This is a genomic window from Peptococcus simiae, from assembly GCF_046569735.1.
GTDB lineage: Bacteria > Bacillota > Peptococcia > Peptococcales > Peptococcaceae > Peptococcus > Peptococcus simiae_A.
The window spans coordinates 92,116-111,851 of record NZ_JBKICG010000005.1 but is presented as its reverse complement, the minus strand read 5'-3'; the positions used below and the strand labels follow the sequence as shown (position 1 = coordinate 111,851).

Sequence of the window (19,736 nt, the reverse complement as noted above, 5' to 3'; positions counted from 1 at the left end):
CTTTCCTCGCGCAGGGCTTTTTTTGCTTGTTGTAGCCGGGTCGGCGGCTTGGGTAAGCCGGCAGGGTAAAAGACCGCCTGGACCGGTGGCAGCGGGGCTGCTACCGGTCCAGGCGGTCTTTTATGGATAGGGGAAATATATTAAGTCAAGGGGCCCGGTTTTGGGCATCAAGTCTGCGAGCCGGCCTTGGCGGTCAGGCCTAGCCCCGGCGCCAGCGGCCGACGAGGGCACAGCAGGCATAGAGGCAGAGGTTGACGATGACCACGGTGGCCCCGGTGGGCAGGTCCCAATAAAAGGAGGCCGCCAGGCCGCCTAACATGGCGGCCACAGCAAGGCCCGCTGCGGTGGCCACCACCCCCTTATAGGTATGGGAGAGGTGCATGGCCCCGGCAGAGGGAAAGATAATGAGCCCGCCAATGAGGAGGGCCCCAACCAGGCGGAGGCCTAAGACCACCGTAATGGCTGTCAGGATGGCCAGGAGCATCCGGTAAAAGTTTGCCCCCAAACCACTGGCCTTGGCAAAGTCTTCATCAAAGCTAATGGCAAAGATCCGGTTAAAGCTGAAGAGGTAGATGCCCAGGACCGTCAGCGATAAGAGGACGGTCAGGGTGAGCTCTTCAGGGCTAATGGCCAGGATAGAGCCGAAGAGGTAGGATGAAATATCAGCGGTAATTCCCCGGGACAGGCTGGCAACCGCCACCCCGATGGCCATGGCCGCTGTAGAAATCATGGCAATGGCCCCATCGCCTTTCAAGTGGCCCCGGTCAGATAAATACAGGAGGGTCACCGAGGCCAGGGTGACCACCGGGAGGGCAAAGGCCAGGGGGGCCCAGCCAACCGCCAAGGCGACAGACATGGCTGCAAAGGCGGTATGGGAAAGGCCATCGCCAATCATGGCAAAGCGGCGGAGGACCAGGGGCACCCCTAAAACCGCACAGCAGAGGGCGATGAGGAGGCCCACTAGGAGGGCCCGCCGCATAAAGTCATAGTCTAAAAAGGTCAGGATTTAAACCAGCTCCTTTCCTGCTTGACCGGGATAGTCGGCTGCCGGGCCAAAGTAGACCAGCTGGCCATGGTCCATATGGAGGATGTGGCTGGCATCGGTCAGGCCATCGGCCATATCGTGGGAAATGGTCACGATGGTCAGGCCCTCCCGGCGGTTGAGCTGCCGCAAGAGCCCGTAGAGGTCGGCAGCGGTGCCGGTATCCAGACCGGCGGTCGGTTCATCCAGGAAGAGGAGGCCATCGGCCGCCACGAGGGCCCGGGCTAGGAGGACCCGGCGGCGCTGGCCCCCGGATAGGGCCTGGAAGGACCGGCCGGCAAAGGGGACCATGTCCATCTTGGCCAGGGCCGCCTGGGCCGCGGCCTTATCAGCGGCAGTGTAAAAGGGGCGGCGGTGACCTTTCAGGCAGCCGGTCAGGACTACTTCCTGAACAGAGGCCGGGAAGTTGGAAGCGATCTGGTCCAGCTGGGCCAGGTAGCCGGGCCTGGTTGCCGGTGGCGAAAATTCAATGCTGCCGGCGGCCAGGGGAACCAGGCCGGCCAGCCCCTTTAGGAGGCTGCTTTTACCGGACCCGTTTTCGCCGATGACCACCAGGTAGGCGCCGGTTGGCAGATCAAAGGTCATATGTTGGACCACTGGGACCGGTCCATATGCAATTGTAAGGTCCTGACATTTGATCGCGGCCATAGGGGCTCCTTTCTCCAGCTTAGTCGGTGACAGCTAGGCCCTTTTTCAGGGATTCCAGGTTTTGGCGTAAAATATCGGTATAGCTGACCCCCTTCTTCAGGTCCTCTTCGCTGATGGTATGGCCGGCATGGAGCATGAGGGTCTCGGCGCCGGTGTCATCTGCCAACTGGCGGGCCAGTTTTGGGGTCGTCTGTTCAGTATAATACAGGACAGAAATGCCCTTGTCACGCATTAAATCACTGATTTGGGCAATCCGGCGGGCAGAGGCTTCGCCGTGTTCGCCGTAGGAAGAAAGGACCGGGACAAAGGTGAAGCCGTAGTCATTGGCCAGGTAGAGGAAGGGGAATTCATCGGCAACGACCAGGGGCCGGTTGTCGGCTTTTTCACCGAGAGCGGTGTATTCCTTATCCAGGGCCTGGAGCTCTTCGGTCAGGGCCTGGCAGTTCTTGCTGTAGTCATCCTTCCCGGCGGGGTCCTTTTCAATGAGGGCATCCCGGATGGTTTCGGCAATGATGATGTCATTCCGGATCCCGGTCCAGGTGTGGGGGTCATAGGGGTCATTTTCATGGTGATGGTGGTGGCCGGCCTCTTCACCAGCTTCCTGGTCATGGCTATCCTCAGCACCCTCGTGGCCGTGGGCTTCTTTGCTGGCGGCCTGGTCATGATTATGATCATGGTCATGGGCCGCTTCGGCGGCGCTGTCATGGTTGTGGTCAGCCTCGTCGTGCTCGTGTCCAGCTGCCTCTGCCTCGCCGGCTGCGGCGCTTTTGTCATCGACCGGGATGGCCTTGGGCAGGGGGCTATTGGTTAAGAGGGCTTCGAGGGTGTCCTCCTTGGGCATGGCCAGCTTGGGGACCTTTTGGCTGACATTGACGAATTGGACCTTGTCGGTATCCAGCCGGTCCGGTAATTCGCTGATCCAGTGGTTCATGACCGGGTTGGTATAGAAGAGGAGGTCGGCCTTTTGGATGGCCTTCATGTCCCCAGGGCTGGGTTCATAGGAATGGGCATCGGCACCGGGCGGGATGAGCAGGCTGACCTCGGCCCGGTCACCGGCGATTTTTTTGGCAAAATCATACTCGGGGAACATGGTCGTTAAAACGGTAAGCCCGGCGCCCCCTTCTTCAGCGGCCGGTTCAGATGATGAACTGTTGGCGCCACAGGCGCTTAAAGTAACCAGGGCCAGGGTTAAGACACCGGCCATCACTTGTCGTATTTTCATGGTTGAATCCTCCTATTAATATGAAAAATTTTTGCCCGCCTGCTTTTGGCAGTCGGCGCAATAGCCACGGATGATCAACTGCTGGGTATCAATAAGAAAATCATGGTCATCCGCAATATGCCGCCACAGGGCTTCGGCCTGGTGGCAGTGGTGGGTTTCTGTTTTCCCACAGGATAGACAGTGGAGCATAAAGCCATCGGCCCGGGGCTGGTAGACATAGAGATCGCCGGCAAGGGCCGGGTCGCTGGTCCGGGTGAGCCAGCCATCGCTCGCCAGGAGGCTGAGGTTCCGGTAGAGGGTGGCTATAGATATGCCCTGCCCCTTGGCGTCCAGGGCCTCCTTCAGTTGGGTGGCGGTCACAGCCTGGTCCTGGTGGCGCTCAAACCAGGCGATAATCGCTGACCGGTGGCCGGTTTGGTAACGTTTTCCTTTCATTGGAAACTGAATACTCCTTTCTAACAAAATAAGAATGATTATTATAATCATTCTTATTTTAAAACTTGGCCAGGGGCCTGTCAAGGCCGACGGATGTTTGAAAAGGGCGATTGTGGGTATATGCTTTAAGGTGACTTATCCAGGTCCTGCCCCCAGCCTTTATTGCAAAAGGGCGCCACTCGCCTTATAATAGTAGCAATTGCCGATGTAGCTCAGAGGATAGAGCAGTGGTTTCCTAAACCATTGGCCGCAGGTTCGACTCCTGTCATCGGCGTGACCGGCCAGGCTAGACTGGGTAAGTAGAGAGTGGCTTGTGAGATGCGTTACGAGGAGGATTATATGTACGATATAGCAATCATTGGTAGTGGACCGGCTGGCATGACAGCGGGGATTTACGCCCGGCGGGCCGGCTATTCCGTCGCTATGTTTGAAATGGGGGTTCCCGGTGGACAAGCGGCGACCACAGACTTTATAGAAAACTTCCCGGGCTTTCCCGGTGGCATCAGCGGCTCAGAGCTGATGATGAAGTTCTATGAACAGGCCACCACCTTTGGCGCTGAAATGATTTTTGAACGGGTGACGGATGTGGATGTCAAGGACCGGGTCAAAAAGGTCACGACCACCACCGCCAACGGCCCCCGGACCTACGAGGCCAAGGTCATCATCCTGGCCATGGGTGCCCATCCTAAAATGCTCCGGGTCCCCAATGAAGGGAAGTTCCGGGGCCGGGGGGTCAGCTACTGCGCCACCTGTGACGGCTTCTTCTTTAAGGATAAGGATGTCTGCGTTGTCGGCGGCGGCGATGTGGCCGTTGAAGAGGCCCTCTACCTGACCAAGATGTGCCATAGCGTCACCCTCTTCCACCGCCGGGATGAATTACGGGCCAATAAACGGTCCCAGGCCCTAGCCTTTGAAAATGAAAAACTCCACATTGAATGGGATACTGTGGTGACAGAACTCCAGGGCGATGATAAGTTGAGCCAGGTGGTCACCAAAAATGTCAAAACAGAAGAGGAAAAAACCTGGGACTTCCCCGGTTGCTTCATCTTTGTCGGTTATGACCCCAATGACGAGGTCATGCCTGCAGAAGTAGCCTGTGACGACCATGGCTATGCCCTGGCCGGTGAAGATATGGCCACGAATGTGCCCGGCGTCTATGCTATCGGTGACCTCCGGGTCAAGGATGTCCGCCAGATTGCTTCGGCCGTCGGCGATGCCGGTGTGGTCATGTATGATATTGAACGGTATTTCCGTGAGGAGTATGAGGCATGAGTTACCGTCGCATGAAACCCTGGCAAAAAATTGCCCTCATTGTTTTAGTTGTCCTGCTTTGCCTAGGCCTTATTTTGCCTTCATTTTTAGGCTTTTGGCTTTAAAATAAATGCTTACCTTTAAGGAGGAAATGAGATGAGTAACGAAGAGAAAGATATGCGGATTTACCAATGTCAAATGGCTACCTGTGGCTATATGTACATTCCGTCTAAGGGGGATAAAAAAGGCGGTATCCCTAAAGGCACTGCCTTTGAAGACCTGCCGGATACCTGGAAATGCCCCTTGTGCGGCGCCAACAAAAAAGCCTTTAAGCCCATCGACTAAGAATGAAGCTGTCGGAGCGGATCCTAGTGATTCCTTCCGACAGCTTCTTGATTTAAGCGTCTGGGGCCGGTTGGCGACAGGGATCTCGGTTTGTGACTTGGCCTTTCTAATGGTTGGGATTTCGCCTATCTTCTACTTGACACAGGGGGCTGACCTGTCTTATAATAGCATTCATCAAGATATTGATATAGGCCTGTAGCTCAGCTGGTTAGAGCGCACGCCTGATAAGCGTGAGGTCGGTGGTTCAAGTCCACTCAGGCCTATAAAAAGAGCCCGCTAAGCTGCCCGGATTCCAATGGGGTAGCTTATGAACTGGCTCCTGAGGACTGAATCCTGTATTGTACAGGGCTCAGTCCTTTTCGTTTGCAGTTAATTTTCTTGCAATGAATCGCTCAGCCCTAGAGACCCATTTGCGATAAAAATGACCTGTCGTAAAAATGATGTCCCACGAAGGTTTCCCTTGCTCCTGTAATGTTTTAGAGCCTTTGATTTCCTTTCAAAGGCCGGCATAAATAGCTCTATAAATGCGGTCTTTATCTTCCTGTAGCTATCGGTCCGGGCCTTCTTTAATAAGGGGGCTCGGCTCAGCTTTGAAGGAAAGCATCAGAAAAACCGCCTGGTCGAGGCCAGGCGGTTGGGACTTGTTGCCGGTTAACCCTTGACAGAGATAATATCCGGGGCCGGTCTGTTATTGGGGATGTAGCTGCTGGCGATGCCGCCGGTAACGGCAACCTGCTCGTTGTCATAGTAGAGGACCATATCAAATTCATCGGCGTGCTGGCGCCAGTAGTCAATGGCCTTGGCCGGCCCCATGACATAGAGGGCCCGGGAGAGGGCACTGGCGGTGGCCCCGTTTTTGGCAATGACACTGACTGAATGGAGGCCGTTGACGGCCGGCATGCCGGTCTCTGGGTCCAGGACAGAGTGCCAGGTCTGGCCACCTGCCTGGAATTGTCGCTGGTAGTCGCCGGTGGTGATGACGGCCTTGTTGTTGACGTTAACCTGGCCGATATAGCCCAGGTCCGATTTGGGGTCTTGGATCCCGACCCGGAAATCGGTCTTGTCCGGGTGGCGGCCCAGGACCTGGACATTGCCATCAATAATGACCAAGCCGGACTTGATGCCCTGCTGGTCCAAGACTTCCATGAGCCGGTTGGACAGGGCCCCTTGACTGATGCCGTCAAAGTCTAAGCCCATACCGGCCTGGGCAAATTTTACCTGACCCGTTTGGGGGTTGACCCGGATATCCTTGGGGTTGGTCAGGGCCAGGGCCTGGCTGAGGGTCTGGTTATCAGGCCGCCGGTAGTCGCCGGTGCCAAAGCCCCACAAATGGGTGACCGGGTAGAGGGCCACATTATAGGCCCCGCCGGTGCTGGTATAAATGGCCATGGCCTTGTCAAAAAGGGCAAGGGCTTCAGGACTTAGCTTGCCTTCCCCCCTTTTATTTAAAGCGGTTACTTCACCACCGTCACTGGTGGCGGAAAAAATATGGTTAAAGCGGTTGACTTCACTGAAGGCGGCCGCCATGGCCTTTTGGGCCTGGGCCTTGTCAGCAGCAAAAAGCCGGATGTGGATGGTGGTATCCAGGGCGAAGCCATCTGCATCGGCAGAGACCGGGGCCTTGGCATAGCCGCTGTCCCCGTAAGTAATGGGGGGCAGGTCCATGCTTTCAAAGGCAGAAGTATCTGCAGCCGGGTCTGTTTTTTGACTGGTTACTGCCGCTTTGCTGGTGGAGTCGTTCTTGTCAGTTTCTTTGGCCGGCTGGGCAGCCGACTGACAGGCACTAAGGGCCAGCGCGCCAATCATACAAATAGAAACAAAGGACTTTTTCATAGTACCCGTATCCTCCTAAAGGTGATGTATGGCTAAAGTAGCACAAGGGCGCGGCACTTGTCAACTGAAGCCCTCGGCCCCGGGGGGATTGTGGTTTTATCTTAAGAGATGTCAATAAGTAACCGATCGAATCGCCGGATAAGGAGGCAAACATGCAAGCAGCAAGAAAAATCATGATGACCTTTACAGAAGGGGATAGCCCCGTTTGGCGGGAACTTCTGGTCCCCTACCAGGCCACCGCCGCAGACCTGGGCCGGTGGCTGAGCCTGGCCGGGGGCTATAGTGGCCGGGAAAGCTGGGAACTCCTCTGCCATGAGTTCAAAATGCGGATCACCGAAGACCGCCAGCTCCTGGATGAGGCCAAGGCCCTCAAGGCCCAGCGCCAGGCCGAGGCAGAGGCCAAGGGGGAAGAAGCGGCAGAAGTGGCCGGTGAAACCATAATCGTCCGGGCATCGGACCTCCCCCTGGCCCCCTTTTTAACCGACCACCCCAAGCTCACCTTTATTTATGATATGACTGATGAATGGCGCTGGCAGGTGACCGCCGAGGACATGAACGAGCCGGTGGCCGGTCAGCTCCCCCGCCTGGTCCAGGGGATGGGGACGGCCCCCTTTGTCGGTGTCGGTGGCCTGCAGGGCTACTATGACCTGGTCAGTGAGCTGACAGAGAATGGACCGGAGGCCAGGGCCATCAGGGATTGGCTGGACCGGGAGGGCCTCTTCTTCTATGATGCCGACCGGGTCCAGGCAGCCCTAGGTCAAGAAAGGGAAAATGACCACTAAGGGTTGACGGACATCCTTAACTGGGATAGAATATCAATATAATGCGACAACGCGTTAATTAACTAAAGTAAAGAAGTGGGTATGTTTGTATGCGGTTTTGCTCGTGAAAGGAGCCTAGACAAATGAAAATGGCAGGCTTGACCCCGGAGGGGTCTGGGGATGTCCTGATGCCCCAGGCGGCCCGGGAGTACCGGGTGGCCGGTGACTTGCGCCGTTTATTCGGCCGCTATGGCTATGAAGAAGTGCGGACGCCGGGTATTGAGTATTATGACGTTTTTACCGATAAAAAACGCTACTTTGCCCAAGAAAACATGGTGAAGTCCATTGACCGCCATGGCCGGTTGACGGTTGTGCGGCCGGATGCCACGGTGCCCATTGCCCGGTTAGTGGCCAGTAAGCTTTCCGGTAAAGCCCTGCCCCTAAGACTTTTTTATGATGAAATGATCTTTCGCAACTCCTCTACCCTCCAGGGCTTTTCCAATGAAATGCACCAGTGCGGGGTGGAATTGCTGGGCAGCCGGGCCTATAAGGCCGATGCGGAAATGATTGCCCTCAGTTGCGCCGCCCTCAAGGCAACCGGCCTGACCAGTTACCGGCTGGAACTAAGCCATGTAGGGGTCGTGGAGGCCTTGATCCGGGCCTTGGAGGTGGACGAGGACCTGGCCGACCAAATCCGGACCTCCCTGGAAGAGAAGAACTTCTCCCGGCTCAAGGACCTCCTGGCCCCTTATGGGGAGGGACCGGTCGTCGACGCCTTCCTGGCCCTGCCCGGCCTTTTCGGCGACTATGCCATTTTAGAAAAGGCCCGGGCGGTCTTGGTCCCGGCCAGTCCCGAGGTAGAGCCTATTTTAGATGAGCTAGCCCGTCGCTATGACTTGGCTCAAAGCCTCTGCCGGGAGGACCACATCATGCTGGACTTGAGCCTGGCCAACCAGGCAGACTACTATACCGGCCTGGTCTTTCGCGGCTATGTCGGTGGCAGTGGTGAGGCGGTCCTCTCCGGTGGCCGCTATGACAGCCTCCTGGAGACTTTCAATTACCCCATCCCGGCCATCGGCTTTGGGGTCCGGGTGGACCTGATTGCCCGGGTGCTGAACCGCCGCCGCCGGCCGGAGATAGCCCCCTTTTACCTCCTCTATGCAGCGGCAGATGACCTGCCTGCTGCCCTCAGCTGGCGGGCTGACCGGTCAGACCGACTGGTTTTGGCCATGTCTGAAACAACTGAGGACCTAAAAGAGGAGGCAGCCAGGTTAGGCGCCCAGGGGATTGTCGCTTTTGAAGACGGAGATATACACTGGTGGGAGGTTTGACATGCTGAGAATAGCCTTAACCAAGGGCCGGTTGGAAAAGGAAGCTGTGGCCCTCATGGCCCGGGCCGGTTACGATACAGAAGCCCTGGCGGACAAGGGCCGCCGCCTTATCCTGCCGGTCGGCGACGATATAGAGGTCCTCTTAGCCAAGGCCCCGGATGTCATCACCTATGTCATTCATGGGGTTTGTGATATGGGGATTGTCGGCAAGGATACCATTATGGAATATGGCGGCTCCTTTTACGAGGTCTTAGACCTGGGCTTCGGCAAGTGCCGCTTTGCCTTAGCGGTCCCCAAGGGGACCGACTTTTATGCTGACGGCATTGGCCATCGCCTGGCCAGCAAGTACCCCAATGTCACCCGGGATTACTTTGCGCGGAAGGGCATGGATGTGGGTATAATAAAAATAGAAGGGTCTGTTGAACTGGCGCCCCTGGTAGGCCTGGCAGACGGGATCATCGATATTGTTGAAACCGGGACCACCCTCAAGGAAAATGGTCTGGAGGCCATTGAGGATGTCGCGGACCTGTCCGCCCGGCTCATTGTCAATACAGCGGCTATGAAGCTCAAGTACCCAGCCATAGAAGCCTTTATTGACCGGGTTTCCCAGGAGGTGGGCCAATGATTACAGAACTATCACTGGGAAGCTCGGCCTGTGATCGCTTCCTTGACCGCCTGGCCGGCCGCATCCAGGCCCCGGACCCCGACATGCTGGCCCGGGTCGAGACCATCCTGGCCGCCGTCCGGACCGAGGGTGATGCCGCCCTTTGCCGCTTTAGCGAAGCATTTGACGGTTTTAAGGGGCCGGTGACCTTCTTGACTCCGGCTGACTGTCAAGCGGCCCTGGAAGGCCTGGACCCCGGCCTGCAGGCGGCCCTGGACAAGGCCGCCCGGCACATCCGGGCCTTTCATGAAAGGCAGCTGACCCAGGGCTTTGTCCTGGACAAGGGCCAGGGGGTCCGGCTGGAGCAGCGGGTCCTTCCCCTCCGCCGGGTAGGCCTCTATGTACCGGGGGGCCGGGCCGCCTATCCCTCAACGGTTTTGATGAACGCCATCCCGGCCCGGATTGCCGGGGTAGAAGACCTGATTGTGGCCACCCCGCCGGGGAAGGAGGGGCTTGTCAACCCCATGACCCTGGCGGCCTGTGCCGTTGCCGGGGTCGACCGGGTCCTCCTGGCCGGTGGCGCCCAGGCCTGTGCAGCCCTGGCCTACGGGACCGCCTCCGTTCCCAAGGTGGATAAGATCACCGGCCCCGGCAATGCCTATGTGGCCACAGCCAAACGCCTCCTCTACGGAACGGTGGATATTGATATGATTGCCGGCCCGTCGGAGATTGTCATTGTGGCCGAAGCGGGGGTTCATCCGGCCTGGCTGGCCGCCGACCTCCTGGGCCAGTGTGAACACGATCCCCAGGCTGCCGGTATCCTTATTACGCCGGATGCGGACCTGGCCCGGGCTGTCCGGCTGGCAGTGGCTGACCAAGTCAGCCGGGCCCCTCGGGCAGCCATCATCAAGGAGGCCCTGGCCAATTATTCGGCCATTATTGTGACCCAAGACCTGGATGCGGCCCTGGCCCTGGCCAATGACCTGGCCCCGGAACACCTGGAACTGGTCGGCGAGGGGCCGGAAAGCCGCCTGGACCAGGTCCGCCATGCGGGCAGTGTCTTCCTAGGCCCCTATACACCGGAGGCCGTCGGGGACTACATGGCCGGGACCAACCACGTCCTGCCCACCGGGGGGACCGCCCGCTTTTTCTCCCCCCTAGGGGTGGAAGACTTCACCCGGCGGATGCAGGTCTCCCGCTATTCCCGGGCCGCCCTGGCCGCAGATGCCCCAGCCATCCTGGCCTTTGCAGAGGCGGAAGGCCTCTATGCCCATGGCCGGTCGGTAGAGATAAGGAGGGAAGACTGATGGCCCAGAAAAAAATATGCTTAAATGCCAATGAAAGCCCCTTTAGTCTCAGTGGCGCCAGCCGGGAGCGGTTGGCCCATGCCTTAAATGACCTGGCCTATAACCGCTATCCCGACCCAGAGGCCCGGGACCTGATCCGGGCCTTTAGCGCCCACTACCGGGTGGACCCGGTCCAGGTCATTGCCGGCAACGGGTCTGACGAACTCCTCCAGCTTTTGATGCTCGCATATGCCAAGGCCGGCAAGCCGCTGGCCCTGACCAGCCCGGATTTTTCCATGTATGACCACTATGCCCGGTTGGCCGGGGTCGAGATCCTGGCCCTGCCCAAGGACGCAGCCGGTCGCCTGGACGGGCCGGCCTACCTGGCTGCGGCCCGGGCCGCCGGCTGCGGCATGCTCCTCTTTTCCAACCCCTGTAACCCCATGGGCCAGGGGCTGAGCCGGGAAGCGGTTTTAGACCTGGCCGCCGCCTTTGACGGCCTGGTGGTCGTTGACGAAGCCTATATGGACTTCTGGGACCAGAGTGTCCTGGACCGGGTTCGTCCGGAGGGCAACCTGGCCGTTTTGCGGACGGCCTCCAAGGCCTTTGGCCTGGCGGCCCTGCGGCTGGGTTTTGGGGTCCTGCCAACTGGCCTCCTGGAGGATATGCTGGCCCTTAAGAGCCCCTATAATGTCAGCAGCCTTTCCCAGGTCATCGGGAGCCAGCTCTATGACCAACCGGACCAACTGGCCGACCGGGTCGCCAGTATTGTCGCCGGCCGGGAAAAGCTGCAGGCAGCCCTAGAAGACCTGGTCAAGGACCGGCCCGGCTACCGGGTCTATCCCTCTGTGACGAACTTTATTTACTTTGAAGTCCCTGATGCCCCGGTCCTGGACGCTTATTTACAGGGACAGGGGATTCTTATCCGCCGCTTTGGAGACCGGGGCCTGCGGGTCACCTGCGGCTTACCTGAAGAAAACGCAGCCTTTATACAAGCAGTCGCTGGTTTTTTAGAAAGGAGGCCAGATGATGAGTATTGAACGCCGCCGCCACACCAAAGAGACGGACATTCATCTGGTACTTGAATTAGACGGGAATGGCCATACCAATATTGATACAGGCATTGGCTTTTTTGACCACATGCTGACCGCCCTGGCCGTCCATGCCGGTTGGGACCTGACCCTTTACTGCAACGGTGACCTGGAAGTCTGCGGCCACCATACGGTGGAAGACTGTGGGATTGTCCTGGGGGATGCCCTCCACCAGGCCCTGGGCACCAAGACCGGCCTGGTCCGCTACGGCCATGCCTATATCCCCATGGATGAGGCCCTGGTCCGCTGCGTGGTCGATGTCAGTGGCCGGCCCTACCTGGCCTTTGATGCGACCTTTACCGCCCCGGCCGTCGGCCAGCTGGATACCCAGCTCGTTGAGGAATTTTTCCGGGCCTTTGCCATGCATGCCGGCATTACCCTGCATATTGCCGTCTTATCCGGCAAAAATGACCACCACTGCATTGAGGCCATGTTTAAGAGTGTGGCCCATGCCATGCGGAAAGCCCTCATGAAGCGAGACGGTGTCTTATCAACCAAGGGCGTCTTCCACGCCTGATTCACAAAGGAGGCAAAGATGATTATTTTACCTGCCATTGATATCAAGGGGGGGACCTGTGTCCGCCTCTATCAAGGAGACCTGACCACCGCCCATAAAGTGGCCGACAGCGCCCTGGATACCGCCAAAAAATTCGAAGCCCTGGGCTGCCGCTGGCTGCATATGGTGGACCTGGACGGCGCCCTCCAGGGCATGGCCTTAAATAGCGGGATCTTTTTAGAAATTGCCAAACGGACCAAGCTGCGGATTGAACTGGGCGGGGGCATCCGGACCGCTGACCAGATCCGCCACTACCTAAACAAGGGTATCCGGCGGGTGGTTTTAGGGTCGATTGCCATTGAAGAGCCAAACTTTGTCCGCCGGGCCGTTGCCAACTTCGGGCCCGAATCGGTGGCCGTCGGCATTGATGCCAAGGATGGCTACATTTGCGGTGATGCCTGGACCTCCACCAGCGATATCCACTACATCGAAATGGCTGAAAAAATGGCAGATATGGGCGTCCGGACCTTTATTTACACAGATATCAGCCGGGACGGGACCCTGACCGGGCCGGACTTAGAAGGGCTGGCCGCCCTGCGCCAGGCCCTGCCTGACATAGAGATCATCGCCTCCGGCGGCGTCCGGACCGCAGCAGACATCCGGGCCATCAAAGACCTGGCCATTGACGGGGTCATTTGCGGTAAGGCCATCTATGAAGGGACCCTGGACCTCAGTGAAGCCTTGGAGATTGCTAGAGGTGAAGACCATGTCTAAGAAAAAAATTATTCCCTGCTTAGATACCAGAGATGGCAAGGTTGTCAAAGGCGTCCACTTTGAAGATGTCAAGGACGTGGGCAGCCCGGCCGACCTGGCCCGGCGCTATACCCAGGAGGGGGCCGATGAACTGGTCGTCCTGGATATCACCGCTGGGCCGGAAGGCCGGTCCAGCCGGCTGGATGTCTTAAAAAGCGTCTGTGCCGCCACCGACCTGCCGGTGACCCAGGGGGGCGGCATCCGGTCCCTGGAAGATATTGAGGCCGCCCTGGCGGCCGGGGCCAGCCGGGTTGGCATTAATTCAGCTGCCGTTCAAAAGCCGGACCTCATCCGGGGCGGCGCTGAAAAATTCGGCAGCGAGGCCATCGTAGCGGCTATTGACGCCAAAAAAGTGGGCAGGACCTGGCAGGTCTTCGTTGCCGGCGGCCAGGAAAATACCGGCAAGGACCTCCTGGCCTGGGCCCGGGAAGTGGAAGACCTGGGCGCCGGGGCCATCCTCCTGACCTCTATTGATGCAGACGGGACCAAGGCCGGCTATGACCTGGACATGACCCGGGCCGTTACTGAGGCCGTCTCCATTCCGGTTATCGCCTCCGGGGGGGCCGGGAGCGTCCAGGACATGGTTGACGTCCTCAAGGAGACCGACTGCGCCGCCGCCCTGGCCGCCTCCATCTTCCACTTCGGTGAGACCTCTGTCGGGGACATCAAGGCCGCCTTAGAGGCCGTAGGCCTGGAGGTTGACTGATGCAGGACCTGGCCGCCTACTTTGAAAAGTCCGCCCTGGTGCCGGCCATCGTCCAGGACGCCGACACCGGCGCCGTCCTCATGCTGGCCTATATGAACGAGGCAGCCTTAAGGGAGACCCTGGCCCTGGGGGAAACGGTTTTTTGGAGCCGGTCCCGTCAGACCCTTTGGCACAAGGGAGCCACCAGCGGCAATACCCAGAGGGTCCTTTCCATTACCGCCGACTGCGATAAGGACAGCTTGCTCATCCAGGTCCGGCCCGCCGGCCCGGCCTGCCATACCGGGGCAGTGACCTGCTTTTTTAATGATATTCTTAAAGAAAACGATAGGGGGGACCTGTGATGCAAAGTCTTGACCAGCTTTACCAGGTGGTTTGCCGTCGCCAGGCTGACCCTTTTGAAGGCTCTTATACCGCCTACTTGTTTGAAGAGGGCCTGGATAAGATTTTGAAAAAGGTAGGGGAAGAGGCCGCCGAGGTCATCATCGCGGCCAAAAATACCGACCGGGCTGACCTGACCGGGGAAATCTGCGACCTCCTCTACCACCTGACCGTCCTCATGGTGGAAAAGGGCCTGGACCCGGCCGCTATTAATGACGAACTGGCCCGGCGGGCGGAAAAAATTGGCAATAAAAAGCCCAGCCATGCCAGCGACCCCGACAGCTAAAACTTGCGAAGGGCCGGCTATTCTGCTATGATGAAGCCAATTTCGAAAGGAGCATGCCCATGAAAGTGATTTTATTACAAGACGTGGCCAAGGTTGGCAAAAAAGACGATGTCGTCAACGCCAAAACCGGTTATGCCCGGAACTACCTCATCCCTAATGGTCTGGCTATTGAAGCCACCAAAAACAACATGAAAAAGCTGGAAGACCGGCAAGAGGCTCGGGCAGAAGAAGCTGCCTACGAGTTGGCCCAGGCCAAGGCCATTGCTGAAGCGTTGAAAGAAGCCAAGGTAGAGGTCTTCACCAAGGTTGGTAGCGGTGGCAAAACCTTCGGGGCTATTACCAATAAAGAAATCGCCGAAGCCCTGAAAAAGCAGCACAACATTGATATTGACCGCCGTAAAATTCTTTTGCCGGAAAAAATCAAGGACCTGGGCGTGACCGAAGTCACCCTGAAGCTCCATCCAGATATCCACCCAACCCTCCGAGTCCAGGTATTGGCTGAAGACTAACCGACGACCTGCAGCGAAAAGGCTGCAGGTTTTTTGTCTATCAAGGCCCGGTCAAGTATTTGTCGCCAACCTGTTAGGAAAGGGCCCTTTTTTCAATAAAATTGATAAAATCCTCTTTTTTGGTCTTGACATAAGGGACAAGTCTTTGTATAATCATTGGTCAATTTGACAAAATCACTCTAATGGGTTATACTAGAACCAAGCCGTTGCAAAGATCAACGAAAGGGTGAAGGCTGGATGTCCAGGAGAACTATTGAGCATTTACGTAAGGCATTAACGCCGTTTGTCGGTTGTGACATTGATGTTGATGCAAATGTGGGGCGCAAACGCATTGTTCCTTATGAAGGTGTTTTGGAAAATACATATCCAAATCTATTTGTTGTCCGCGTAGGGGATGAAGAGGATGAAGATGAGCGTCGCTTATCTTTCAGCTATGTGGACCTCTTTACCGGTAATGTGGTGATTTCACTCCATAAGGATGGCCACACCTATTCTCTGGCCAAGTCTTAATAAATACAAAAAAGACCCTTCGGGGTCATTTTTTGTTAAGAGAATAGCCGTGTTTTTGTTTAGAAAAGTAAAAGGCGGTTATATACTAATTTAGGTGAAGATGTCACCGATGATATTGATTTGGAGGAAATCATTTAATCATTTTCGAGGAGGAGATTAGAGAGATGAAAGACATTAAAGGGACTAAAACAGAAGCAAACTTACAAGAAGCCTTTGCCGGTGAATCTATGGCCCGTAATAAATATGATTATTTTGGGGCACAAGCTAAAAAAGACGGCTATGTGCAAATCCAAAATATCTTCTTTGAAACGGCTAGACAAGAACACCAGCACGCTAAATTGTGGTTCCGTTACTTAAACGGCGGCAAAATCCCTGCTACCCCTGAAGCCCTGACCATGGCTGCTGAAGGTGAAAACTACGAGTGGACCGACATGTACAAACGCATGGAAGAGGAGGCTCGTGCAGAAGGCTTTGATGAAATTGCCGATCGCTTCAAACACGTTGGCGAAGTTGAACGTGAACACGAAAGACGTTACCTGGCCCTGTTAGAGTCTGTCAACAATGACACCGTATTCAAACGCGACCATGACGTCCGCTGGAAATGTAACAACTGTGGCTACATCTATGTAGGTAAAGAAGCACCGGAAAAATGCCCGGCCTGCCTACATCCGAAAGCTCACTTTGAAGTGCAAGCAGAGGCTTACGCACAAGATAACAGCGACATCGTGAAATAAGTCTGACTGACATGTCGAAAAACCACCGGTTGACCGGTGGTTTTTTCTTTTGCCCTGGAAAAAATAAGGTAACTGCTAGGTCAAGCTTGCACAAAAGGGGTTCCTTTAAGAGCAACCTGTGCTATAATTCCCTAAAAGGAGGTTGTTGGCATGAGAACAGTCGGCAAAAATGTAGAAAGATGGACCCTAGTCCTTGGCCTAGCAGCCCTGGTGGTCAGCTTTATTTTTAAAGAGGCCTGGATTGGGGCCTTCCGGCCTATAGGCTTTACCAGTCTTGTCATTTGCCCGGTGCTTGGGCTTGTAGGCTTGGTTGGCTCGATTTTTCATAAAAATATTTTATTTGTTTTTTTAAATGGCCTCCTGGCCCTGAGCTTTTTCCTCATTATGGGGCTTGGCTATGGCCTGCTGGGTTGACCTGGCGGCGGGTGGAGGGCGGGTCCCTTCACCTGTCGGTTTTTTATGGGACTATGGGTGGCAGGACAAGACCAAGGTAGCCCTTTCTACACAAAGGACAAGCATGGGGGCCAGTTCAGAGAAATCGTAAAAATAAGGCTAAACTTTATTGACATTTTCCCCGCTCTAAGATATACTTAATATCGGCTTTTCACTTGGAGAGATGTCCGAGCTTGGCTGAAGGAGCACGACTGGAAATCGTGTATACGGGAAACCGTATCGAGGGTTCGAATCCCTCTCTCTCCGTCTAACCCCTATCCGGGATAACCCGGCTAGGGGTCTTTTTTTATGTGACGACCAGGACATGTATTAGGGGTGCATGGTATAATGCATCATAAGCATATAAAAAACCACCGGTTTTCCGGTGGTTTTTGCATGGAAGGATAAGCTATCTTACAACCCCCTAGGAGAGGCTGACCGGGTCACAGCCGGCCTGTCGGATGACCGCCTTGAGGGCCTGGATATGGGCCTGGTCCGGGGGCTGGTAGAGGGGCTGGTCCTGGCCCAGGGCCTGGGCCTTGTCCCTGCCCAGGGCATGGTAGGGGAGGACTTCTATTTTTGGCAGCTGGGCATACCGGGCCACGAACTGGGCCAGCCGGCGGATATGGGTCGGGTCATCGTTGACCCCCTGCAAGAGGGGAACCCGGACGATGATATTTTCCTGCCGGGCGGCCAGCCGCTTAAAGTTGTCCTGGATCAGGCGGTTGTCCTGTCCGGTCAGCTGGCGGTGCCGGGCAGGGTCCATGTGCTTGAGGTCGAAGAAAACCAGGTCCAGCCGGGTCAGGGTCGGCCAGAGGCGGTCAAAGTCAAAGTAGCCACAGGTTTCCATGGCCTGGCTGATGGCCAGGTCGTAGAAGCGCCGGCTCAGCTGGTCCAGGAAGGCCGCCTGGCCGGTGCATTCGCCACCGGAATAGGTTACGCCCCCGCCGGAAGCGGTGAAAAAGGACTGGTAGGGGAGGACGGCCTGGACCAGGTCCTCGACGGTGTAGGCCGAGATGGTCGGCCGGCGGGCGCCGGTCGGACAGGCGGTGGCACAAAGGCCGCAGCCCTGGCACCGGGCCCGGTCCTGGGCCAGGCTGAGGTCTAAGCCCCCGGGATAGGGGCAGACGGCCCGGCAGGCCTGGCAGGCCTGGCACTTGTCCGGATAGAAGAGGATGGCCTTTTTCAGGCTGGCCGTTTCCGGGTTGGCGCACCAGCGACAGGCCAGGGGGCAGCCGGCAAAGAAAAAGGTGGTCCGGATGCCGTCGCCATCATGGACAGAAAAATGCTGGATGTTGGTCAGGTAGCCATAGAGGGGGCCGGTGGTCGGCTTAGAAGCTGTCATGGCTATTCCGGTCAATGATGGCATCCTGCATGGACCGGGACAGGTTCACAAACTGGGTGGAATAGCCGGCCACGCGGACGAGGAGGTCCCGGTAGTTTTCCGGGTTCTTTTGGGCAGCGTAGAGGGTCTCATTGGAGACGGTATTGAACTGGACATGGAAGCCGCCCAGGTTAAAGAAACTCTTAATCATATGGCCCAGGTTGGCCCGGCCCCGGGGACTGTTGACCAGGCTGGGGCTCATCCGGAGGTTCATAAGGGTCCCGCCGGAATGGACGTCCTGGTTGAGCTTGGCGGCGCTCCGCATAGCGGCCAGGGGGGTGGACTGGTCGGTCCCTGCATAGGGGGAGACCCCTTCGGAAATCGGGGCCCGGGCATGGCGGCCATCAGGGCTGGCACCCAGGATTTTCCCGGTGGGCAGGTAGTTGGAAATCCCCATAAAGGCAGACTTAAAGGCATTGCCATTGATGTCCGTATAGCTGTTGATGGCCTCATACTGGTGGTTGGCGATTTTAACGGCAATCCGGTCTACGGCATCGATATTGTTGCCATACTTGGGCAGGTTGAGGATTTTTTGCCGGAGGACTTCATGGCCGGCCCAATCGGCTTCCAGGGCCTGGTGGAGGTCCTCGGCAGAGACGGTCTTTTCGTCAAAGACTAGGTGCTTGATGGCATAGAGGGCGTTGGCGCAGACGGCAATCCCCATGGAGGTGATGACTGGCCCTACATTGTATTCCGCCCCACAGTCGACCAGGTCCCGGCCATTTTCCAGGCAGGCACCCAGGGTAGCGGAAAGGAAGGGACGGGGGGCCTGGTCTCGGTGGAGCTTCTGGGCCAGGGGGTTTTCGGCTAAGATCCCGCCCAGCTGGGTAAACCAGACAAACTGGAGGGCCTCCCAGAAAGTGGTGGGCGGGTGCTCCGGCACCCGGCGGCAGTTGGCGGCGATGGTCAGGAACTCGTTCCGGCGGGCGCCACTGGCTTCTTTGGCCAGGGCCTCGGCCCGGTCGGCATAGCGGTTGGCCAGGCAAATGATCCCCTCGGCCGCCAGGATGACGGACCGGTAAAAGGTCCTCTTATCCAGGTCTTCTGCCTTGGTGGGAGACAGGCTCTCCAGCTTGGCCCTGGCCTCCTGGATAATGCCGCCAAAGCCCTTGACAAAGAGGACCTCCTGGTAGTCCGGGGTGATTTCCCCGACAGACTGCCGCCACTTGGAGTCGTTGTCGACGATGGAGGTATCGACGGTGACCTTGGCGGCTTCCGGGTCAACCTGCTGTAAGAAAGACTCTTCCAGGCTTTTGCCGGCCCAGTAGGGAAAAATGTGCTCCCGCAAATAGGCTTTTTGTTCCGGTTCAATGGCATAGGGGTCTTGGGGGCGCTCAGCGAAGCGGTCCATTTCCCGGTCTACCCAGGACCAGGAAAATTCCGGGGTCAGGACCCCACACTTCCGGTATTCGCCCAGGGCGCCGACAATGAGTTCCCCCTCAAAGATATGCACCCCTAACTCCTGGCAGGTATCCTTAAAGGCCATGGCCCGGCGGATGGGGGTGGCCATGCCTTCGGTTCGCTGGTGGGACTCGGTCCAAATCCGGGCCCGGTCAATGGAAATATGGGGCATGGTGTTGATGTAGCTGTCTTTAGCTTGACGGATGCGGTCAGATAACATAGGGACCTCCTTTAGGAC

General features: G+C 57.1%; 23 protein-coding genes and 3 tRNA genes. 19 read left to right on the top strand and 7 right to left on the bottom strand.

Translation table 11 applies throughout. The features are described 5' to 3' along the window. Window positions 1-199 precede the first annotated feature (199 nt). From ACLGL1_RS03495 to ACLGL1_RS03480, 4 genes are read right to left on the bottom strand one after another with little or no spacing between them, the layout of a single operon-like run. Window positions 200-979, bottom strand: coding sequence for a metal ABC transporter permease (locus ACLGL1_RS03495; protein ID WP_411007402.1), 780 nt, complete (start codon window positions 977-979; stop codon window positions 200-202). A 27-nt stretch (window positions 980-1,006) separates the two neighbouring features. Then, window positions 1,007-1,690, bottom strand: a complete 684-nt coding sequence (locus ACLGL1_RS03490) for a metal ABC transporter ATP-binding protein (protein WP_411007401.1) — start codon at window positions 1,688-1,690, stop codon at window positions 1,007-1,009. A gap of 19 nt (window positions 1,691-1,709) precedes the next feature. After that, the gene (locus ACLGL1_RS03485; protein ID WP_411007400.1) at window positions 1,710-2,912 is read right to left on the bottom strand and encodes a metal ABC transporter substrate-binding protein; all 1,203 of its coding nucleotides are present in this window, start codon (window positions 2,910-2,912) and stop codon (window positions 1,710-1,712) included. Window positions 2,913-2,927: 15 nt separating this feature from the next. Beyond that, window positions 2,928-3,347: a Fur family transcriptional regulator gene (locus ACLGL1_RS03480; protein ID WP_411007399.1), complete on the bottom strand. Its 420-nt coding sequence runs from the start codon at window positions 3,345-3,347 to the stop codon at window positions 2,928-2,930. Between the two features lie 201 nt (window positions 3,348-3,548). On the opposite strand from ACLGL1_RS03480, the gene ACLGL1_RS03475 reads away from it, so the two are divergent. The 4 genes from ACLGL1_RS03475 (at window position 3,549) to ACLGL1_RS03460 (ending at window position 5,206) form a co-directional block, all read left to right on the top strand. Further along, window positions 3,549-3,621: transfer RNA gene (locus ACLGL1_RS03475), tRNA-Arg, on the top strand. A gap of 65 nt (window positions 3,622-3,686) precedes the next feature. After that, entirely contained in the window at window positions 3,687-4,619 is a 933-nt protein-coding gene (trxB, locus tag ACLGL1_RS03470; protein WP_411007398.1) for a thioredoxin-disulfide reductase, read from the top strand. 135 nt (window positions 4,620-4,754) lie between these two features. Then, window positions 4,755-4,943 carry a rubredoxin gene (locus ACLGL1_RS03465; RefSeq protein ID WP_411007397.1) on the top strand — a complete coding sequence of 63 codons (189 nt, stop codon included), beginning with the start codon at window positions 4,755-4,757 and terminating at the stop codon, window positions 4,941-4,943. A 189-nt stretch (window positions 4,944-5,132) separates the two neighbouring features. After that, window positions 5,133-5,206: transfer RNA gene (locus tag ACLGL1_RS03460), tRNA-Ile, on the top strand. A gap of 388 nt (window positions 5,207-5,594) precedes the next feature. Here ACLGL1_RS03460 and ACLGL1_RS03455 read toward each other — a convergent pair. After that, window positions 5,595-6,776: an FAD:protein FMN transferase gene (locus ACLGL1_RS03455; protein WP_411007396.1), complete on the bottom strand. Its 1,182-nt coding sequence runs from the start codon at window positions 6,774-6,776 to the stop codon at window positions 5,595-5,597. Between the two features lie 152 nt (window positions 6,777-6,928). On the opposite strand from ACLGL1_RS03455, the gene ACLGL1_RS03450 reads away from it, so the two are divergent. From ACLGL1_RS03450 to ACLGL1_RS03380, 15 genes are all read left to right on the top strand, one after another. Then, the gene (locus ACLGL1_RS03450; RefSeq protein ID WP_411007395.1) at window positions 6,929-7,558 is read left to right on the top strand and encodes an IS1096 element passenger TnpR family protein; all 630 of its coding nucleotides are present in this window, start codon (window positions 6,929-6,931) and stop codon (window positions 7,556-7,558) included. Between the two features lie 122 nt (window positions 7,559-7,680). Beyond that, window positions 7,681-8,868, top strand: a complete 1,188-nt coding sequence (hisZ, locus tag ACLGL1_RS03445) for an ATP phosphoribosyltransferase regulatory subunit (RefSeq protein WP_411007394.1) — start codon at window positions 7,681-7,683, stop codon at window positions 8,866-8,868. A 1-nt stretch (window position 8,869) separates the two neighbouring features. Further along, window positions 8,870-9,493: an ATP phosphoribosyltransferase gene (gene hisG / locus ACLGL1_RS03440; RefSeq protein ID WP_411007393.1), complete on the top strand. Its 624-nt coding sequence runs from the start codon at window positions 8,870-8,872 to the stop codon at window positions 9,491-9,493. Further along, window positions 9,490-10,779 carry a histidinol dehydrogenase gene (hisD, locus tag ACLGL1_RS03435; RefSeq protein WP_411007392.1) on the top strand — a complete coding sequence of 430 codons (1,290 nt, stop codon included), beginning with the start codon at window positions 9,490-9,492 and terminating at the stop codon, window positions 10,777-10,779. The genes hisG and hisD overlap by 4 nt, the downstream gene beginning before the upstream one ends. Beyond that, a complete protein-coding gene (locus tag ACLGL1_RS03430) occupies window positions 10,779-11,798 on the top strand; it encodes a pyridoxal phosphate-dependent aminotransferase (protein ID WP_411007391.1) in 1,020 nt (339 codons plus the stop codon). The genes hisD and ACLGL1_RS03430 overlap by 1 nt, the downstream gene beginning before the upstream one ends. Next, window positions 11,785-12,366, top strand: coding sequence for an imidazoleglycerol-phosphate dehydratase HisB (gene hisB / locus ACLGL1_RS03425; protein WP_411007390.1), 582 nt, complete (start codon window positions 11,785-11,787; stop codon window positions 12,364-12,366). The genes ACLGL1_RS03430 and hisB overlap by 14 nt, the downstream gene beginning before the upstream one ends. Window positions 12,367-12,384: 18 nt before the next feature. Further along, window positions 12,385-13,119 (top strand): 1-(5-phosphoribosyl)-5-[(5-phosphoribosylamino)methylideneamino]imidazole-4-carboxamide isomerase, encoded by a 735-nt coding sequence (hisA, locus tag ACLGL1_RS03420; RefSeq protein ID WP_411007389.1) that lies wholly within the window; start codon window positions 12,385-12,387, stop codon window positions 13,117-13,119. Further along, window positions 13,112-13,864 (top strand): imidazole glycerol phosphate synthase subunit HisF, encoded by a 753-nt coding sequence (gene hisF / locus ACLGL1_RS03415; protein ID WP_411007388.1) that lies wholly within the window; start codon window positions 13,112-13,114, stop codon window positions 13,862-13,864. Before hisA ends, hisF begins: the two co-directional genes overlap by 8 nt. Next, a complete protein-coding gene (hisI, locus tag ACLGL1_RS03410) occupies window positions 13,864-14,205 on the top strand; it encodes a phosphoribosyl-AMP cyclohydrolase (protein WP_411007387.1) in 342 nt (113 codons plus the stop codon). The genes hisF and hisI overlap by 1 nt, the downstream gene beginning before the upstream one ends. Then, on the top strand, window positions 14,205-14,528 hold the full coding sequence (hisE, locus tag ACLGL1_RS03405) for a phosphoribosyl-ATP diphosphatase (protein ID WP_411007404.1): 324 nt from the start codon (window positions 14,205-14,207) through the stop codon (window positions 14,526-14,528). Before hisI ends, hisE begins: the two co-directional genes overlap by 1 nt. Before the next feature lie 59 nt (window positions 14,529-14,587). Further along, window positions 14,588-15,037 (top strand): 50S ribosomal protein L9, encoded by a 450-nt coding sequence (rplI, locus tag ACLGL1_RS03400; RefSeq protein ID WP_411007386.1) that lies wholly within the window; start codon window positions 14,588-14,590, stop codon window positions 15,035-15,037. 237 nt (window positions 15,038-15,274) lie between these two features. Continuing rightward, window positions 15,275-15,547: a Veg family protein gene (locus ACLGL1_RS03395; RefSeq protein ID WP_411007385.1), complete on the top strand. Its 273-nt coding sequence runs from the start codon at window positions 15,275-15,277 to the stop codon at window positions 15,545-15,547. Window positions 15,548-15,711: 164 nt separating this feature from the next. After that, the gene (rbr, locus tag ACLGL1_RS03390) at window positions 15,712-16,281 is read left to right on the top strand and encodes a rubrerythrin (protein ID WP_411007384.1); all 570 of its coding nucleotides are present in this window, start codon (window positions 15,712-15,714) and stop codon (window positions 16,279-16,281) included. Between the two features lie 150 nt (window positions 16,282-16,431). Further along, window positions 16,432-16,695 carry a hypothetical protein gene (locus ACLGL1_RS03385; protein WP_411007383.1) on the top strand — a complete coding sequence of 88 codons (264 nt, stop codon included), beginning with the start codon at window positions 16,432-16,434 and terminating at the stop codon, window positions 16,693-16,695. A 196-nt stretch (window positions 16,696-16,891) separates the two neighbouring features. Continuing rightward, window positions 16,892-16,980, top strand: a tRNA-Ser gene (locus ACLGL1_RS03380). 157 nt (window positions 16,981-17,137) lie between these two features. On the opposite strand, the gene ACLGL1_RS03375 is transcribed toward ACLGL1_RS03380, so the two are convergent. Continuing rightward, a complete protein-coding gene (locus ACLGL1_RS03375) occupies window positions 17,138-18,073 on the bottom strand; it encodes a glycyl-radical enzyme activating protein (protein ID WP_411007382.1) in 936 nt (311 codons plus the stop codon). After that, window positions 18,045-19,718 (bottom strand): pyruvate formate lyase family protein, encoded by a 1,674-nt coding sequence (locus ACLGL1_RS03370; protein WP_411007381.1) that lies wholly within the window; start codon window positions 19,716-19,718, stop codon window positions 18,045-18,047. The genes ACLGL1_RS03375 and ACLGL1_RS03370 overlap by 29 nt, the downstream gene beginning before the upstream one ends. Window positions 19,719-19,736 lie beyond the last annotated feature (18 nt).

Excerpts from the sequence above, each read along its gene's own strand:
- hisG (WP_411007393.1), top strand. The coding sequence starts at position 8,870 with ATGCTGAGAATAGCCTTAACCAAGGGCCGGTTGGAAAAGGAAGCTGTG.
- ACLGL1_RS03430 (WP_411007391.1), top strand. The coding sequence starts at position 10,779 with ATGGCCCAGAAAAAAATATGCTTAAATGCCAATGAAAGCCCCTTTAGT.
- ACLGL1_RS03450 (WP_411007395.1), top strand. The coding sequence starts at position 6,929 with ATGCAAGCAGCAAGAAAAATCATGATGACCTTTACAGAAGGGGATAGC.
- hisF (WP_411007388.1), top strand. The coding sequence starts at position 13,112 with ATGTCTAAGAAAAAAATTATTCCCTGCTTAGATACCAGAGATGGCAAG.
- ACLGL1_RS03495 (WP_411007402.1), bottom strand. The coding sequence starts at position 979 with ATGCGGCGGGCCCTCCTAGTGGGCCTCCTCATCGCCCTCTGCTGTGCG.
- hisB (WP_411007390.1), top strand. The coding sequence starts at position 11,785 with ATGATGAGTATTGAACGCCGCCGCCACACCAAAGAGACGGACATTCAT.
- trxB (WP_411007398.1), top strand. The coding sequence starts at position 3,687 with ATGTACGATATAGCAATCATTGGTAGTGGACCGGCTGGCATGACAGCG.
- ACLGL1_RS03395 (WP_411007385.1), top strand. The coding sequence starts at position 15,275 with ATGTCCAGGAGAACTATTGAGCATTTACGTAAGGCATTAACGCCGTTT.
- rbr (WP_411007384.1), top strand. The coding sequence starts at position 15,712 with ATGAAAGACATTAAAGGGACTAAAACAGAAGCAAACTTACAAGAAGCC.
- hisI (WP_411007387.1), top strand. The coding sequence starts at position 13,864 with ATGCAGGACCTGGCCGCCTACTTTGAAAAGTCCGCCCTGGTGCCGGCC.
- ACLGL1_RS03370 (WP_411007381.1), bottom strand. The coding sequence starts at position 19,718 with ATGTTATCTGACCGCATCCGTCAAGCTAAAGACAGCTACATCAACACC.
- ACLGL1_RS03490 (WP_411007401.1), bottom strand. The coding sequence starts at position 1,690 with ATGGCCGCGATCAAATGTCAGGACCTTACAATTGCATATGGACCGGTC.
- ACLGL1_RS03385 (WP_411007383.1), top strand. The coding sequence starts at position 16,432 with ATGAGAACAGTCGGCAAAAATGTAGAAAGATGGACCCTAGTCCTTGGC.
- rplI (WP_411007386.1), top strand. The coding sequence starts at position 14,588 with ATGAAAGTGATTTTATTACAAGACGTGGCCAAGGTTGGCAAAAAAGAC.
- hisZ (WP_411007394.1), top strand. The coding sequence starts at position 7,681 with ATGAAAATGGCAGGCTTGACCCCGGAGGGGTCTGGGGATGTCCTGATG.
- ACLGL1_RS03465 (WP_411007397.1), top strand. The coding sequence starts at position 4,755 with ATGAGTAACGAAGAGAAAGATATGCGGATTTACCAATGTCAAATGGCT.
- hisE (WP_411007404.1), top strand. The coding sequence starts at position 14,205 with ATGCAAAGTCTTGACCAGCTTTACCAGGTGGTTTGCCGTCGCCAGGCT.
- ACLGL1_RS03485 (WP_411007400.1), bottom strand. The coding sequence starts at position 2,912 with ATGAAAATACGACAAGTGATGGCCGGTGTCTTAACCCTGGCCCTGGTT.
- hisA (WP_411007389.1), top strand. The coding sequence starts at position 12,385 with ATGATTATTTTACCTGCCATTGATATCAAGGGGGGGACCTGTGTCCGC.
- ACLGL1_RS03455 (WP_411007396.1), bottom strand. The coding sequence starts at position 6,776 with ATGAAAAAGTCCTTTGTTTCTATTTGTATGATTGGCGCGCTGGCCCTT.
- ACLGL1_RS03480 (WP_411007399.1), bottom strand. The coding sequence starts at position 3,347 with ATGAAAGGAAAACGTTACCAAACCGGCCACCGGTCAGCGATTATCGCC.
- hisD (WP_411007392.1), top strand. The coding sequence starts at position 9,490 with ATGATTACAGAACTATCACTGGGAAGCTCGGCCTGTGATCGCTTCCTT.